General features: G+C 58.3%; 12 protein-coding genes. 10 read left to right on the top strand and 2 right to left on the bottom strand.

Features of this window, described 5'->3' with window-relative positions; translation table 11 throughout:
- Positions 1 to 42 precede the first annotated feature (42 nt).
- The 7 genes from ASE07_RS15375 to ASE07_RS15345 all read left to right on the top strand — a co-directional run bounded on the left by ASE07_RS15375 (position 43) and on the right by ASE07_RS15345 (position 7,933).
- The gene (locus tag ASE07_RS15375; RefSeq protein WP_057291702.1) at positions 43 to 1,059 is read left to right on the top strand and encodes an arginine N-succinyltransferase; all 1,017 of its coding nucleotides are present in this window, start codon (positions 43 to 45) and stop codon (positions 1,057 to 1,059) included.
- An 8-nt stretch (positions 1,060 to 1,067) separates the two neighbouring features.
- Positions 1,068 to 2,141, top strand: a complete 1,074-nt coding sequence (gene astA / locus ASE07_RS15370; RefSeq protein ID WP_057291785.1) for an arginine N-succinyltransferase — start codon at positions 1,068 to 1,070, stop codon at positions 2,139 to 2,141.
- Positions 2,134 to 3,615 (top strand): succinylglutamate-semialdehyde dehydrogenase, encoded by a 1,482-nt coding sequence (gene astD / locus ASE07_RS15365; RefSeq protein WP_057291701.1) that lies wholly within the window; start codon positions 2,134 to 2,136, stop codon positions 3,613 to 3,615. The genes astA and astD overlap by 8 nt, the downstream gene beginning before the upstream one ends.
- Before the next feature lie 29 nt (positions 3,616 to 3,644).
- Positions 3,645 to 4,985, top strand: coding sequence for an N-succinylarginine dihydrolase (gene astB / locus ASE07_RS15360; protein WP_057291700.1), 1,341 nt, complete (start codon positions 3,645 to 3,647; stop codon positions 4,983 to 4,985).
- A 549-nt stretch (positions 4,986 to 5,534) separates the two neighbouring features.
- Positions 5,535 to 6,302: an ABC transporter substrate-binding protein gene (locus ASE07_RS15355; protein WP_057291699.1), complete on the top strand. Its 768-nt coding sequence runs from the start codon at positions 5,535 to 5,537 to the stop codon at positions 6,300 to 6,302.
- Positions 6,303 to 6,344: 42 nt separating this feature from the next.
- On the top strand, positions 6,345 to 7,139 hold the full coding sequence (locus ASE07_RS15350) for an amino acid ABC transporter permease (RefSeq protein WP_235548480.1): 795 nt from the start codon (positions 6,345 to 6,347) through the stop codon (positions 7,137 to 7,139).
- Positions 7,136 to 7,933 carry an amino acid ABC transporter ATP-binding protein gene (locus ASE07_RS15345; protein ID WP_057291698.1) on the top strand — a complete coding sequence of 266 codons (798 nt, stop codon included), beginning with the start codon at positions 7,136 to 7,138 and terminating at the stop codon, positions 7,931 to 7,933. The genes ASE07_RS15350 and ASE07_RS15345 overlap by 4 nt, the downstream gene beginning before the upstream one ends.
- A 1,019-nt stretch (positions 7,934 to 8,952) precedes the next feature.
- On the opposite strand, the gene ASE07_RS15340 is transcribed toward ASE07_RS15345, so the two are convergent.
- Positions 8,953 to 9,759, bottom strand: a complete 807-nt coding sequence (locus tag ASE07_RS15340) for an alpha/beta fold hydrolase (protein WP_057291697.1) — start codon at positions 9,757 to 9,759, stop codon at positions 8,953 to 8,955.
- 1 nt (position 9,760) lies between these two features.
- On the bottom strand, positions 9,761 to 11,071 hold the full coding sequence (locus ASE07_RS15335) for an O-acetylhomoserine aminocarboxypropyltransferase (protein ID WP_057291783.1): 1,311 nt from the start codon (positions 11,069 to 11,071) through the stop codon (positions 9,761 to 9,763).
- Positions 11,072 to 11,282: 211 nt separating this feature from the next.
- On the opposite strand from ASE07_RS15335, the gene ASE07_RS15330 reads away from it, so the two are divergent.
- The 3 genes from ASE07_RS15330 to ASE07_RS15320 all read left to right on the top strand — a co-directional run bounded on the left by ASE07_RS15330 (position 11,283) and on the right by ASE07_RS15320 (position 15,009).
- Entirely contained in the window at positions 11,283 to 11,729 is a 447-nt protein-coding gene (locus ASE07_RS15330) for a CBS domain-containing protein (RefSeq protein WP_057291696.1), read from the top strand.
- Positions 11,730 to 11,873: 144 nt separating this feature from the next.
- A complete protein-coding gene (locus tag ASE07_RS15325) occupies positions 11,874 to 12,881 on the top strand; it encodes an NAD(P)/FAD-dependent oxidoreductase (RefSeq protein ID WP_057291695.1) in 1,008 nt (335 codons plus the stop codon).
- Between the two features lie 241 nt (positions 12,882 to 13,122).
- Positions 13,123 to 15,009, top strand: coding sequence for an MFS transporter (locus ASE07_RS15320; RefSeq protein WP_057291694.1), 1,887 nt, complete (start codon positions 13,123 to 13,125; stop codon positions 15,007 to 15,009).
- Positions 15,010 to 15,091: the final 82 nt, after the last annotated feature.

Here is a 15,091-nt window from a genome sequence, read left to right as displayed (position 1 = left end):
TCGCGATAATCGCAATGCAGCAGGCATAGACTGGAGAGCCCCATGTTTGTCGTCCGGCCCGTAGAAATAGCCGATATCCCGGTGCTGGAAACCCTGGCCGCCGTCACGACACCGGGCGTCCATACCTTGCCGCGCACACGCAAAACCATCGAGCGCTCGGTGGAGCGTTCGATCGCGTCGTTCTCCGCGCAACCCGATGTGCCGAGCGAGGAAGCCTACTTTTTCGTCATGGAAGGGCCGGATGGGGCGATTGCCGGCACGGCGGCGATTTCCGCGACGGCCGGTGCGTCAGGTACCTTTTTCGCGTTTCGCAATGATGTGCTGAGCCAGGTGTCGCGCGACCTCAATATCAGTCACAACGTGCACGCGCTGACACTTTGTTCCGACCTGACCAGCCATTCACAGTTGTCGAGTTTTTATCTGCGTGAGCGGCGTGCCGGCGACAGTGCCGCCTTGCTGTCACGGGCGCGCCTGCTGTTTGCCGCCGTCGCACCGCATCGTTTCAGCGACAAATTCTTTGCATCGATGTCGGGCATGACCGATGCCGATGGCCGCTCGCCTTTCTGGGAAGCACTCGGCCGCAAATTCTTTGGCATGGATTTTCTGGAAGCGGAACGCATGATCGAAGGGGCGCGTAACCGGACGCTGATCGTGGAATTGATGCCGCATTACCCGGTCTATGTGCCGCTGCTTCCCGGTGACGCGCAGGCTGCGCTGGGTCAGGTGCATAGCGAGGGGGAACTGCCGTTCCGGATTTTGTCGGGCGAAGGCTTCGAGCCTGATGAATATGTCGATATCTTTGACGGTGGCCCGGTACTGCGGGCGCACAAGAATGCGCTGCGTTCGTTTTCAGAGTCGATGGAGCGCAAGGTAGGGGCCGGCCATACCGACGGCGATATCGAAACCTGCCTGATCGCTACCGTACGCGAAGACCGCTTCCGCGTGACGGTTACGCGCTGCGCATCGCCGGAACTCAGCGAGGATATCCTGCTCTCGCAAGACGTCATGCGCGGCCTTGATGTGGTTGGAGGCGATCCTGTCCTATGGGTGAAACTATGAGCCAGCCCATGTTGGTGATACGTGCGATCAGGGAAGGTGACCTCGACGACCTGTTCGACCTTGCTACCCAGGTCGGCCCCGGCATGACGACGCTCAAGCCGGATCGCAAGAGTTTGGGCCGTCGCCTTGAGATCGCCTGCGCGTCCTTTGCTGAAACGATAGCGCCGGCGCAGCGTGACTACATGTTCGTCATGGAAGATGTCGAGCGCAACAAACTTGTCGGCGTGTCTGCGATCAAGAGTGCGGTCGGACTGGACGAACCTTTCTACAATTATCGTCTCGGCACCCTGGTGCATTCCAGCAATGAGCTGAACGTTTTCTCGCGCATGCAGACCCTCTACCTGTCCAATGACCTGACAGGATGCGCGGAGCTGTGTTCGCTCTTCCTGCATCCGGACTACCGCAGCGGAACCAATGGCAAGCTGCTGTCGAAATGCCGCTTTCTGTTCATTGCGCAGTTCCCGCACCTGTTTACTGAAAAACTGATTGCGGAGATGCGAGGCTTCCAGCGTAGCGATGGCACGTCGCCGTTCTGGGATAGCCTTGGACAGCATTTTTTCAAGATGGATTTCAACCGTGCCGACGACCTGACCAGCCTCGGGCAAAAGTCCTTTATCGCCGAACTGATGCCGCGTCATCCGCTGTACGTCGCCTATCTGCCCAGGGAAGCCCAGGAAGTGATCGGATGCGTGCATGTCGCGACTGCGCCTGCACGCCATTTGCTGGAGCAGGAAGGCATGCACTATGAAGGTTATGTCGACATTTTCGATGCCGGCCCTGTGTTGCAGGCGAGGGTGATCGAACTACGCGCGGTACGTGAGAGCGAGCTCGCAACAGTTGACAGCGCTGCAGTGAAAATGGAAGCAGAAGCCGTAACAAAAACACGGACAAAACCCAAAGAGGATGTCCCGATGATCGTTGCAACTACCTCCATGCAACATTTCCGTGTCATCAGCACCGATGGCCGGCCCAGCGCGCGCCGTATCGTATTGGCAGATGAGCAGAAGCGCCTGCTGGAAGTCACTGACGGCGAAGCGGTGAGAACGATGGCACTCAATCCAAGGAAGATATCCCATGCCTAGTCATTATCTGAACGGCCAGTGGCTTGCCGGAGAAGGTCTGCAATTCGAGGTGGTCGACCCATCCACCGGCACCGTTATCTGGCAGGGGGCGGCGGCCACCGTCGATGAGGTGGCCCTTGCCTGCAAGGCGGCACGGGCTGCGTTCGAACCATGGGCATTAGCTCCGCTCGAAACGCGTGTTGCAGTTTGCAACCGGTTTCGCGACTTGCTCAAGCAACATGGCGAGGAACTTGCCTTGCTGATTTCACAGGAAGTCGGCAAGCCGCTGTGGGAATCCCGGACTGAAGTGACCACGATGGCCAACAAGATCGATATTTCAGTCCAGGCTTATGGATCGCGCACCGGGGAATCGTTGTCGCGCGTACCCGATGGCACCGCGGTGTTGCGCCACCGGCCGCATGGTGTGTTTGGTGTATTCGGGCCCTACAATTTCCCGGGGCATCTGCCGAACGGGCATATCGTACCGGCCCTGATCGCGGGCAATACCGTTGTATTCAAGCCGAGCGAATACGCACCGCAGACAGCGATGATGACAGTCGAATTATGGGTTGAGGCCGGTTTGCCGGCGGGAGTGCTCAATCTCGTCAACGGCGGTCGCGATACTGGTGCTGCACTGGCGCAGCAGGCGGAACTCGACGGCATCCTGTTTACCGGCAGCTACCGTACCGGTGCTTTCCTGCATAAGCAATTTGCGGGGCATCCGGGAAAGATGCTGGCGCTGGAAATGGGCGGCAACAATGCGCTCGTCGCATGGGATGTCGATAATGCCAACAACGCCGACCATCTGGATGCGGCAATTCACCACATTATTTTTTCAGCCTTTGTGAGCGCGGGACAGCGCTGCACCTGTACGCGCCGCTTGATCGTCGAAGATTCCCGACGCGGCGAGGCCTTGATCGAACGCCTGGTACAGGTTGCGGAAAAGATCACCGTGGGACGCTTCGACGCAACACCCGCACCGTTCATGGGGCCAGTGGTGTCGGCCAGCGTGGCCGACAAGCTGCTGCAGGCGCAGGAAGATTTGCTGGGTCGTGGCGGCAGCAGCCTGCTGTCGATGCGCAGCCTGAAAGAGGGGACAGGTTTTCTTTCCCCGGGCATCATCGATGTCAGCAGCGCGCAGGATGTGCCGGACGAAGAGTGGTTTGGTCCAATGCTGCAGGTCCTCCGCGTGCCTGACTTCACGCAGGCAATTCGCGCTGCCAATGCAACCGAATACGGACTGGCGGCGGGACTGCTGAGCGAAGACGAAGCCTTGTGGAAGCAGTTCAATGCCCATGTGCGGGCCGGCATCGTGAACTGGAACCGGCCAACAACGGGCGCGGCGAGTACCGCGCCATTCGGCGGCATTGGCAACTCGGGCAATCATCGGCCGAGCGCCTTTTACGCCGCGGACTATTGTGCCTATCCGGTGGCATCGATTGAAAGCAGCCGCCTGGAAATGCCCAAACAACTGTCGCCGGGACTCCTGTTCTGAGCCGGCTCTAACGAATATCCAGATACACCATGGCGAACGCGCGCGAATTCAACTTTGACGGACTGGTCGGTCCTTCACATAACTATGCAGGGCTGTCGTTTGGTAACGTCGCCTCCTACAACAACGTCAAGAGCGTCTCCAATCCGAAGGAGGCGGCGCTGCAAGGTCTGGCCAAGATGCGCGCGCTCGCGTCGCGAGGCTTTGCACAAGGTGTGCTGCCGCCGCAAGTGCGGCCGAATTTTCGCATGTTGCGCAGCATCGGCTTTACCGGCTCCGATGCCGAAGTGCTGTCGTGCGCCTACAAGGAAGCGCCGGTGATTCTGGCATCCGCTTACTCCGCCTCGCCGATGTGGACAGCCAATGCCGCCACCGTGAGTCCGTCAGCGGACACCGCCGACGGGCGCACGCACTTCACGGTTGCCAACCTGAACAACAAGTTGCACCGCTCCTATGAACATACCCAGACCGCGAGAACGCTGAAAGCGGTGTTCTTTGATGAGCGGCATTTCGCCGTGCATGACGCCTTGCCCGCGACACCGGCTTTCGGCGATGAAGGCGCAGCCAACCATACGCGGCTCTGCGCCAGCCATGGCGCGCCCGGCGTCGAAATGTTTGTTTACGGAAGGGTGGAATTTGATCCTGACCGACCATCGCCAAGACGCTTTCCCGCGCGTCAGACACTGGAAGCAAGCCAGGCCGTGGCGAGGCTGCACGGCCTTTCCGAGCGGCGGACTGTCTATATCCAGCAAGATCCGGACACGATCGATCAGGGTGTTTTCCATAACGACGTGATCGCGGTGGGCAACGCTGACGTGCTCTTCTACCACCAGCATGCTTTCCATCACGAACGCACGGCGCTTGAACCCTTGCGGCAAGCACTGGCCGGAGTCGATACGGAATTGCGCGCGATTCGGGTCAATGCGGCCGAGGTGTCGGTGGCGGACGCCGTGACCAGTTATCTGTTCAACAGCCAGTTGTTATCCAAGCCGGACGGACGCATGGCCTTGGTCATTCCACAGGAATGTCAGGAAAATGCGGCCGTTTCCCGGTATTTGCAGCAATTGACTCTCAGCGGTGGCCCTGTTGATGAACTGATCAGTTTCGATTTGCGCCAGAGCATGCGCAACGGCGGCGGCCCTGCTTGCCTGAGACTGCGCGTGGTGCTGACGGATGCCGAGGTGGCGGCGATGCATCAGGGTGTGCTGATGACCGAAGACCTGTATGGCGCGCTTGTGTCCTGGGTAGGGAAGCATTACCGCGACCGGCTCGCTCCCGCGGATCTGGCCGACCCGGCGTTCGCAGCGGAAGTGCAGACCGCTCTGGAAGAACTGTCCGGTCTTCTCGGGTTTCCGGATTTGTACGCATTTTGATACCGCCGGGAGGTGGTGTGCCTGGCTTTTTGATGGGCACTTTTTGTTTGTTTTAAAGAAAGTTGGCGTTATTTAGATGATTTTGGTCGCGCAAGATTGGATTTTTTGCGAACAATAGGTATTTTGTGTATCGCCGCACAATAGAGGCGTGGCAAATCGTAATAAAGAATTTTGCAGTTTTGCCGAATTTTCTTCAAAAGTTTCACGTTATTCCGCATCTTCTTCTCAGCAAGCTTCGCTAATATCGCGCGCCTGCTTGCTGTTTTCTCGATTTCTGGCAGGACACTATTTTCAGATAATGCTTGCGCCAATGGTTTGGGACGCTAGAGCGGATTTCATCGTGGTGTACGGAGAATCGGGTCGACCTGGCGTGCAGGACAAGGCGCGCGAAGTGCCGTGTGGCGGGCCACACAAGCGACGAGGCGACAGTACACACGATGAAATCCGCTCTAGGTATGCCAATCCTAATGTCTGTGCAATTGCTTCTGTCGAACCGTCTTGAAAAAAAACAGCTCTACATAACACCACCTATTCCATTGGAGGATACCCATGAACCGTATCAAATCCCTGTTGATTGTCATCGCCGGCCTGGTGGTCGGCATGACGGCGCAAGCGCGCACGTTCGACGAAATCAAGGCGAGTGGCAAAATTATCGTCGCCACCGAAGGCGCTTATCCACCGTTCAACTACTACCAGGGTTCCAAGCTGACCGGTTTCGAAGTCGAACTCGCCGAAGCCATGGTCAAGAAAATGGGGCTGGCGATTGAATGGAAAGCGCTGTCCTTCGACGCACTGCTGGCCGGCTTGAGCCAGGATCGCTGGGATATGGTGGTCGCTTCGTTCGGTATCACTGAAGAGCGTGCCAAGGCGGTCACTTTCACCAATCCGCACTACTGCAGCGGCGGCGTTATCGTATCGCGCGACGGCAGCATCAAAACGCCCGCAATGCTGGCCGGTAAGACGGTGGCCGTGCAAACGGGTTCGACGTATATGGCAAACGTCAAGAAACTTCCCGGACTCAAAGACGTGAAAAACTTCCCGCAGGACAGCGATGCCCGTGCCGCGCTTCTCAACAACCGGGTCGATGCCTGGGTCAGCGACCGTTTCGTCGTTAAAAATGCCATTGACTCGAATCCCAACCTGCCGTTGAAAGCCGGCGGCTACCTGTTCGTCGAAAAAATGGCGATCGCCGTCAAGAAAGGGAATACCTCGGTTGCCGCTGCGGTCGACAAGGCGCTCGCGGACGTGATGGCAGACGGCACTTACAAGACGCTTTCCGAGAAATACCTGAAAGAAGATATCCGCTGCCCGCAATAAACCTCACAAAAGCGTCGCAAAAAGAAAACCAAGGAGAGCGCGTTGAAAGCAGCTAAAGCAGCTATCAGTATCCTGCCGGCGGAGTGGTCGCGCGAAAAGCGCAGCGCCGTATCCATTGCCATTGCCATCGCCGGCCTGTTCCTGTTTCTATGGTTGATGGCGTTGCCGCTGTCCTGGATGCCGGAACCGATCGGCTCCAATGCGGAACAGTTTGCCGAAGGCGCCAAGACCACGATTCTGCTGACGGTGGTGTCGGGCTTCATCGGGATCATACTGGGTGTGTTGGCGGCATTGGCCAAGCTGTCGAGGTTCGCGCCATTGCGCCTGTTGTCGGCGTTTTACATCTGGGTCATTCGCGGTACGCCGCTGCTGGTGCAAGTGTTGTTTGTCTTTCTCGCATTGCCGGCCATGGTGCCGGGGCTGCAGTTGTCGGACTTTAATTCGGCGGTGGTGGCGTTGGCATTCAACGCCGGCGCCTACAATGCCGAGGCGATTCGTTCCGGCATCCTGGCGGTGCACAAGGGCCAGACAGAAGCGGCGCGTTCACTGGGCCTCACCCCTTTCATGACCTTTCGCGACGTCGTGTTTCCACAGGCTTTCAGAGTGGCATTGCCGCCGCTGGTCAATAACTTCGTGTCCTTGCTGAAGGATTCAAGCCTTGCTTATGTCATCGGCGTGGTTGAACTGTCCAACATCGGCAACCGCATTCAGTCCGCGACCTTCCAGCCCATCCCCGTATTTGTGACGACGGCGTGCATCTATCTGGTCCTGACTACCGTGCTGACTCAGATTTCCGGCGCCATCGAGCGGCAACTCGACGTGGAGCGACATCAATGAATACCGAGAAATCATTCAATCTTTCAAGTGGCATATCGGCCGGTCAGGAGCCCTTGATTCTGGCTGAACACGTCAATAAGCATTTTGGCCAGTTCCATGTGATTCGTGACGTGTCGACGCGTTTTTATCAGGGTGAAGTCACTGTCATCATCGGCGCTTCGGGGTCGGGCAAATCGACCTTTCTGCGCATGCTTAACCGGCTGGAAAAGCATGATAGCGGGCGCATCGTCATCGATGGTATTGAACTCAACGATGACCTGAAGCATATCGATGCAGTGCGGCGTGAAGTCGGGATGGTGTTCCAGAGTTTTAATTTATTTCCGCATCTGACGGTGATGGACAACGTTACGTTGGCGCCGCGTCGGCTACGCAACGTGACGCGTGCGCAGGCTGAGGAGGCAGGGCGTGGGTTGCTGGCGAAGGTGGGGATGGAGGCGCATTCGCATAAGTATCCGCATCAGTTGTCGGGTGGGCAGCAGCAGCGGGTGGCGATTGCGCGGTCGCTGGCGATGCAGCCGAAGGTGATGTTGTTTGATGAGCCCACCAGTGCGCTGGACCCGGAAATGATCAAGGAGGTGCTGGATGTGATGAAGGATCTGGCGCGTTCCGGGATGACGATGATCGTTGTTACGCATGAGATGGGGTTTGCGCGGGAAGTGGCGGATCGGGTGATTTTTTTTGAAAAGGGGCAGATTCTTGAGGAGGCGCCGCCTGAGGAGTTTTTTGGGAATGCGCGGAGTGAGCGTATTCGGGCGTTTCTTGGGCAGATTGCAGGTATGGCGTCCTCTGGGTGAGGTTTTGTTGTTTTTCTTCGGTGATTCTGGGCTGTTTGTTCTTCGTGGAAGCTAGCCGGGACTGGCCCCGGCGGGCCACTCACTTTCTTTGCTTCGCCAAAGAAAGTAAGCAAAGAAAGGCGACCCCGGTTCGCCGCCCTTCGGGTACCCAAAAGAGCNGCCGGGACTGGCCCCGGCGGGCCACTCACTTTCTTTGCTTCGCCAAAGAAAGTAAGCAAAGAAAGGCGACCCCGGTTCGCCGCCCTTCGGGTACCCAAAAGAGCGCGGACCAAAACGGGAAGCGAAACAAACTCGCCTGCGGCTCAGACAGGTTTCGCTTCTTTATCCGTTTTGGCCCGTGCTCTTTTGGCGTCTGCACAGGGGGGTTTTTAACCCCATCCCCACCCTAACCCTCCCCTTGAAGGGGAGGGAACCTCGGCTCGCTCGCTGCGCATCGCCTTGCTGAATGCCGAATGCTGATCGCCGCTGCGCTGCCGGGGCTTTGCCCGAACGGNGATCGACTCGGCCTGGGCTACATGGCGTCTGCACAGGGGGTTTTCAACCCATCCCCACCCTAGCCCTCCCCTTGAAGGGGAGGGAACCTCGGCTCGCTCGCTGCGCATCGCCTTGCTGAATGCCGAATGCTGATCGCCGCTGCGCTGCCGGGGCTTTGCCCGAACGGTGCTTTCTTCTGGCGGTAATCCATCCTCACCACCTTCCCACGATCAAGAACGTTCCCTCCCCTTCAAGGGGAGGGCTAGGGTGGGGATGGGTTGAAAACCCCCTGTGCAGACGCCAAAAGAGCAGTGCCGCAAGCGGATAAAGAAGCGCAGCTGTCTGAGCCGCAGGCGAGTTCTGCGCTTCCCGCTTGCGGCACTGCTCTTTTGGGAACTCGAAGGGCGGCTGAACCGGGGTCGCCTTTCTTGGCCTACTTTCTTTGGCGAAGCAAAGAAAGTAGGTGGCCCGCCGGGGCCAGTCCCGGCTAGCTCGATCGAAGAACTACACGACCAGCATCACCGAAGAAAACAAAACACCAAAACTCACCCCACAACAAACCCAAACAACCCCTCCAGCACCGCATCCGGCTGCTCCGCCATCAACGCATGCCCACAATCCTCCAGCACCGTCACCCTACAATCCGAAATCAGCTTGGCAAGCGCCCCGGTAGCCTTAGGCGGCGTCATCATATCCTTCCTCCCAAGCAGCATCAGCACCGGACAAGCCACCGCCTTCGCCGCAGTCTCTCCATTCGCATACGCATTACAAGCCACAAAATCCATATAAAACACCGGAGCCGCATGCTGTGCCGAAATCCTCTGCATCAAGCGCTGATTTCCGCCAAGCACATAAAATCCCGGCCCTGGCGATGAAGGCTTTTGTGAAAACGTCGAATGCGACCAGACATTCACCATATCAATCGCGGACTGTTCGTCATTCTTCGCCGCATTCAGCAAGGCATCGGACACCCGCATCGGATAAGCAGTCCCGACCAGCGCCAGTCTTGTCACGCGTTCCGGCGCACGGCCGGCAGCCTCCAAGGCAATCAGCGACCCCATGCTGTGACCAATCAGAACAGCCTTCCGGACACCAGCAGCATCCAGCAAGGCAAGCAGCCATTCCGCCATCGCTTCGACGCTAGCCAAGGGCTCACCTTTGCTCCGGCCATGCCCCGGAAGATCGACCGCCAGCACCCCGAAGCCATGATGGGCGAAATACCGCGTCTGCAGAATCCATACCGAGTGGTCGTGTTGCGCACCATGGATAAACACCACCGTCGGTAACTCCGTATTGAACTGCCGGCCACCGGTATAGCAATAGGCCTCATGCCCCTGTACGTTGATCAGCATCTCAAGCCCCTTTCTGCGCGGCCTTGAGCCCGCGGCCAAGATCTTCGATCAGGTCATCCACATCCTCCAGGCCAATCGACAGCCGCATGGTTCCCTCGGTAATGCCGGAAGCGGCAAGCTGCTCGGTCGGCACGCGGAAATGTGTGGTGGAGGCTGGATGGATTACCAGTGATTTGGCATCGCCCACATTGGCAAGATGAGAGAAGATTTTTAGTGCTTCGACGAAACGCCGGCCCGCGGCCCGGTCGCCTTTGATGCTGAACGAAAATACCGCGCCGCAACCTTTGGGCAGCAATTTCGTCGCCAGCGCGCGGTCGGGATGCGACTCCAGTTCGGGATAGGCAATCGATTCGACAGCCGGATGCGAAGCAAGAAATTCAACCACCTTGCGGGTATTGGCGACATGCCGGTCCATCCGCAAGCCGAGCGTTTCGATGCCCTGGAGAATTGCAAACGCATTGTGCGGACTCATCACCGCGCCGAAATCACGCAGGCCTTCGCGGCGGGCACGCAAGGAAAAGGCGGCGACAGTCGACTCCTCGCTGAAGACCATGCCATGGAAACCATCATACGGTTCGCACAATTCCGCAAAGTGGCCGGTCTTTTCATACGCCTGTTGCCAGTCGAAGGTCCCACCGTCCACCAGCAATCCGCCGACAGCCGTGCCATGACCGCAGAGGAATTTGGTGGCGGAATGAAAGATCAGGTCGGCCCCATGGTCGAAAGGACGCAGCAGGTAGGGCGTCGTAAAGGTCGCATCGACCATCAATGGCAAATGACGCTCATGTGCAATCGCGGCGACTTCGGGTATGTTGAGGACATCCAGGCCCGGGTTGCCAAGCGTTTCACCAAACAGCACCTTGGTATTCGGACGGATCGCATTGCGCCACGCATCAAGGTCGCGGGGATCGACAAACGTGGTATCGATGCCAAAGCGCTTCATGGTATAGGCAAGCAGATTCTGCGAACCGCCGTACAAGGCGCGCGAAGCCACCACATGCGAACCGGCGCCAGCAATTGTCGCCAGGCCCAGATGCATTGCGGCCTGGCCGCTGGCGACCGCGATGCCGGCTACGCCGCCCTCCAGTGCGGCGATGCGTTCTTCCAGCACGGCGTTGGTGGGGTTGGAAATGCGGGAATAGACATGGCCAGCCCGCTCCATGTTGAACAGCGAAGCCGCGTGGTCGGAATCCTTGAAAACAAAGGACGTCGTCAGGTAAATCGGGGTTGCGCGTGCGCCCGTGGCCGGGTCGGGAATAGCGCCGGCGTGCAGCGACAGGGTGTCGAACCCCGGGTAGTGTGGATTGCTCATGATGCGTATGGTCTCCGAAACATATTCTTTGCGGCGGATCAGGCGATCGCTGCGTGGCGGATATCCTAGCATCGTTCAGCGTGCCGGACTGTCATGCCGACGACTTGACGCTTGATGCATTCCCTGCGCGCGGTATGCCTCTCTGGATTTTTCATTCGTGTTAAGCTACATTTCAATGGCAACAACAAACATTCACCCCGAGGATAGCCTCATGAAAGTATCCGAAATCCTGAAAGTCAAAGGCGATATTCTCTACACCGTCACGCCAGACACTCCCATGACCGAAGCGGTCGATACCATGGCCGAACGCGACATCGGTTCACTGGTCGTCATGGAGTTTGGCGAACTGGTCGGCATGCTGACCTTCCGTGAGGTCATGAAGGCGCTGCATCTCAACAAGGGACAGGTCGGCTCGGAAACCGTGCGCAAGCATATGGACGACCATCCGATTACCATTACACCCGATACCGAAGTCAATGAAGTGCGGCGCCTGATGCTGGAGCGGCATGCGCGCTACGTGCCCATCGTTAATGCCAGGACCTTGCTCGGCGTGATTTCTTTTTATGACGTTGCCAAGGCGGTGTTCGAGGCGCAGAGCTTTGAAAACAAGATGCTCAAGGCCTATATCCGCGACTGGCCGTCGGAAGGCGACGAGTAAGGCAACGCCAGGGTGCGGAACACAAAATGGCAAAGGCCGTTCACGGAAAAATTCCTGAACGGTTTTTTTTTGCTTGCTTTGGTATAAGGCAGTCATTCGCCTGTTTGTCCGCGTAGGACATCAACGCTGAAAAGGGAGTACGCCATGCATATCGCAATTATCGGTGCCGGCCTGGCCGGTCTGAGTTGTGCCCGCCTGTTGCGGCAGCACGGACATCGGGTCGTCGTCTTTGAACGGGAAGAAGAAGCCGGAGGGCGTGTCGCTACCCATCAGACGGAACTTGGCGGCTTTGACTACGGTGCGCAGTATTTCACCGCCGACAGCGGGTTGTTCCGCCGTGAAGTACGGCAGTGGCAGGAGGCAGGATGGGTGCTTCCCTGGGAGGGCCGCCTGGTCACGCTGGAAGATGGCCATGCACGTCCGGCCGGGCGCTCCGGCGGGACCACGCGGCCGCGAATGGTCGGGGTTCCCGGCATGGCGGCGCTGGCAGGTGAACTGGCCGGGGGAATCGACCTGCGCACCGGACAAACCGTCGTCCGCATTGAAAAGTATGGCGAAAAATGGCTGCTGGGCATCCAGTCCGAGACCGTCGCCATCGAAGCGACTGCCGGGCCGTACGACGCCGTGGTTGTCGCCTTGCCGCCGGAAGAGGCACTCCCGCTACTGGAACCGGTGCCGGGATTGGCGGAGGAAACCGGGCAGGCGCATACCGCACCGTGCTGGTCTCTGATGGTGGGATTTCCGCGATCCCTGGAACTGCCCTACGACGGTGCCTGGGTCAGTAATGGCGGTCGCCTGCGCTGGCTGGCGCGCGACAGTTCCAAACCGGGGCGACGGCCGGGCGAGCATTGGATCGGCCATGCATCGGCAGAGTGGAGCTCGGAACACCTCGGCGATGAACCGGAACGCGTCAGGGAAAAAATGCTCAGGGCTTTCCACGAGGTGACCCGTTCCGCTGTGCGGCCCGTTTATGCCAAGGTGGTCCGCTGGCGGCATGCGCAGGCAACCAGTACGCTCAACACGGACTGCCTCTGGGACAGCCAGGCCGGCATCGGCGTATGTGGCGACTGGTTTGCCGCCGGTCTGGATGAGGGCGGCCGGCTGGAAAACGCGTGGTTGAGCGGGCATGCGCTGGCAGTGAGAATAGGCTGAACCCACGGTATTATCCGGCAAGACTTTTGCAAACCTGTGCACAAGGCATGGCGCCTCGTCTACACTTCGCTCAGCGTGTTTCCGGAAATGAGGGACGCACGTACCAGACGTTTGTGTGACCGGTAGTCGCCCGTACCCTGTCGGGCGAACATCCCGTCAGCGAACGGGAAATCCCCGCGCTGACACCACTCGGGCATCTTGCCTGACACCTTGTTTACAGACTCCTTGCCATTACATTGACATGAGCCAATCCAGCCAGTTTTCCCTGCTACGCCAGCGCCGCTTCGGCCCGTTTTTCTGGACGCAATTTTTAGGTGCATTCAACGACAACGTCTTCAAGACCGCGCTGCTGACGATCCTGACCTACGATGCGCTGAATTGGACTTCGCTGGACCCCGGCCTGCTCAACAACCTGATTCCGGGGCTATTCATCCTGCCGTTTGTATTGTTTTCCGCGACCGCCGGACAGCTTGCCGACAAGTTTGAAAAATCCACGCTGGCACGTTACGTCAAGATTCTGGAGATCGCCATCATGGCGATTGCCGCATTCGGCTGGATGATGCATAGCTTGTGGCTGTTGGTCGCGGCGGTAGTGGGCATGGGCCTGCATTCGACGCTGTTCGGACCGGTCAAGTATGCCTATCTGCCGCAACACCTGAAGCCGGAGGAACTGGTCGGCGGCAACGGCGTGATTGAAATGGGTACGTTTGTCGGCATTCTGCTCGGTGAGGTCCTGGGCGCGGTACTTGTGGTGTATAAACCCTGGGGCATCGAACTGGTCGCCTTCGGCACCATCGCCATCGCTGTGCTCGGCTGGCAATTCAGCCGCGGTATTCCGCATTCGCCAGCGCCGGAACCGGACCTGGCGATCAACTGGAACCCGGTGACGGAAACCGTTCGCAACATCGCTTTCACCAGGCAAAACCGCCCGGTGTTCCTCTCGGTGCTGGGCAATTCCTGGTTCTGGTTCTATGGCGCGGTGATCCTGGCGCAATTCCCGGTGTACGCGAAGGATTACCTGCATGGCGACCATAGCGTCTTTGTGCTGCTGCTGACGGTGTTTTCCCTGGGGATTGGCGCCGGCTCGCTGTTGTGCGAGCGCCTGTCTGGCCATAAGGTGGAAATTGGCCTGGTCCCTTTCGGATCGATCGGTTTGTCGATATTCGGCTTCGATCTCTACCTTGCCAGCCTGTCTTACACCAATACGGTCCTGGTCGACATTGCCGGTTTCGTCAGCCAGCAGGGCAGCGTGCGCATCCTGTTCGACTGCGTCATGATCGGCGTCTTCGGCGGTTTTTATATCGTGCCCCTGTTTGCACTGATCCAGACCCGTTGCGACCGCAAGCATGTCTCGCGCACCATCGCCGGCATGAACATCATGAATGCGCTCTTCATGGTGGTCGCCGCGCTGTTTGCCATGGTCCTGCTCAAAGCAGGCTTCAGCATTCCGCAGCTTTTTATGGCAACCGCATTGCTGAACGCCGTTGTGGCGATCTACATCTTCTCGCTGGTGCCGGAGTTCCTGATGCGCTTCCTGGCGTGGCTGCTGATTCATACAGTGCACCGGGTGCATACCATTGATGCCGACCGCATTCCGGAAGAAGGCGCCGCCGTACTGGTGTGTAACCACGTGAGCTATGTGGATGCGATCGTGATCATGGCGGCGAGCCCGCGCCCGATCCGCTTTGTCATGGATCACCGTATCTTCAAGTTCCCGATCCTGTCCTGGATTTTCCGCACCGCCAGGGCGATTCCGATCTCATCGGCAAAAGAGGATCCGTGGCTGATGGAAAAGGCATTTGTCGATATTGCCCAGGCATTGCACGAGGGCGAACTGGTTTGCATCTTCCCGGAAGGCAAGCTGACCTCAACGGGCGAAATGAATGCGTTCAAGGGTGGCATCCGCAGGATCATCGATCGCACGCCGGTGCCGGTCATTCCGATGGCCTTGCGTGGTTTGTGGGGCAGTTTGCTGACGCGCAGTCCGGGTAATCCCTTTGAACGTTCCTTCCGCCGCGGTCCCTTTTCCCGCTTGTCACTGGTGGTCGGTCAGCCGATGGAGCCGGCCGTGGCAACGCCTGAATCGCTTTACCAGCAGGTGCTGAACCTGCGCGGGGAGTGGCGATAGGCAAGAAGGGATTAAACAGAACGAGTAAGCGGGAGCATGCTCCCGCTTTTGTTTCGGTGTTTGTTTTCGTGTTTCTTTCTCG

The organism is Noviherbaspirillum sp. Root189 (assembly GCF_001428545.1).
GTDB lineage: Bacteria > Pseudomonadota > Gammaproteobacteria > Burkholderiales > Burkholderiaceae_D > Noviherbaspirillum.
Note: the sequence above shows the minus strand (reverse complement) of the source record. Positions and strands in the feature narration are given on the sequence as shown.

Excerpts from the sequence above, each read along its gene's own strand:
- ASE07_RS15375 (WP_057291702.1), top strand. The coding sequence starts at position 43 with ATGTTTGTCGTCCGGCCCGTAGAAATAGCCGATATCCCGGTGCTGGAA.
- astA (WP_057291785.1), top strand. The coding sequence starts at position 1,068 with ATGTTGGTGATACGTGCGATCAGGGAAGGTGACCTCGACGACCTGTTC.
- astD (WP_057291701.1), top strand. The coding sequence starts at position 2,134 with ATGCCTAGTCATTATCTGAACGGCCAGTGGCTTGCCGGAGAAGGTCTG.
- astB (WP_057291700.1), top strand. The coding sequence starts at position 3,645 with ATGGCGAACGCGCGCGAATTCAACTTTGACGGACTGGTCGGTCCTTCA.
- ASE07_RS15355 (WP_057291699.1), top strand. The coding sequence starts at position 5,535 with ATGAACCGTATCAAATCCCTGTTGATTGTCATCGCCGGCCTGGTGGTC.
- ASE07_RS15345 (WP_057291698.1), top strand. The coding sequence starts at position 7,136 with ATGAATACCGAGAAATCATTCAATCTTTCAAGTGGCATATCGGCCGGT.
- ASE07_RS15340 (WP_057291697.1), bottom strand. The coding sequence starts at position 9,759 with ATGCTGATCAACGTACAGGGGCATGAGGCCTATTGCTATACCGGTGGC.
- ASE07_RS15335 (WP_057291783.1), bottom strand. The coding sequence starts at position 11,071 with ATGAGCAATCCACACTACCCGGGGTTCGACACCCTGTCGCTGCACGCC.
- ASE07_RS15330 (WP_057291696.1), top strand. The coding sequence starts at position 11,283 with ATGAAAGTATCCGAAATCCTGAAAGTCAAAGGCGATATTCTCTACACC.
- ASE07_RS15325 (WP_057291695.1), top strand. The coding sequence starts at position 11,874 with ATGCATATCGCAATTATCGGTGCCGGCCTGGCCGGTCTGAGTTGTGCC.
- ASE07_RS15320 (WP_057291694.1), top strand. The coding sequence starts at position 13,123 with ATGAGCCAATCCAGCCAGTTTTCCCTGCTACGCCAGCGCCGCTTCGGC.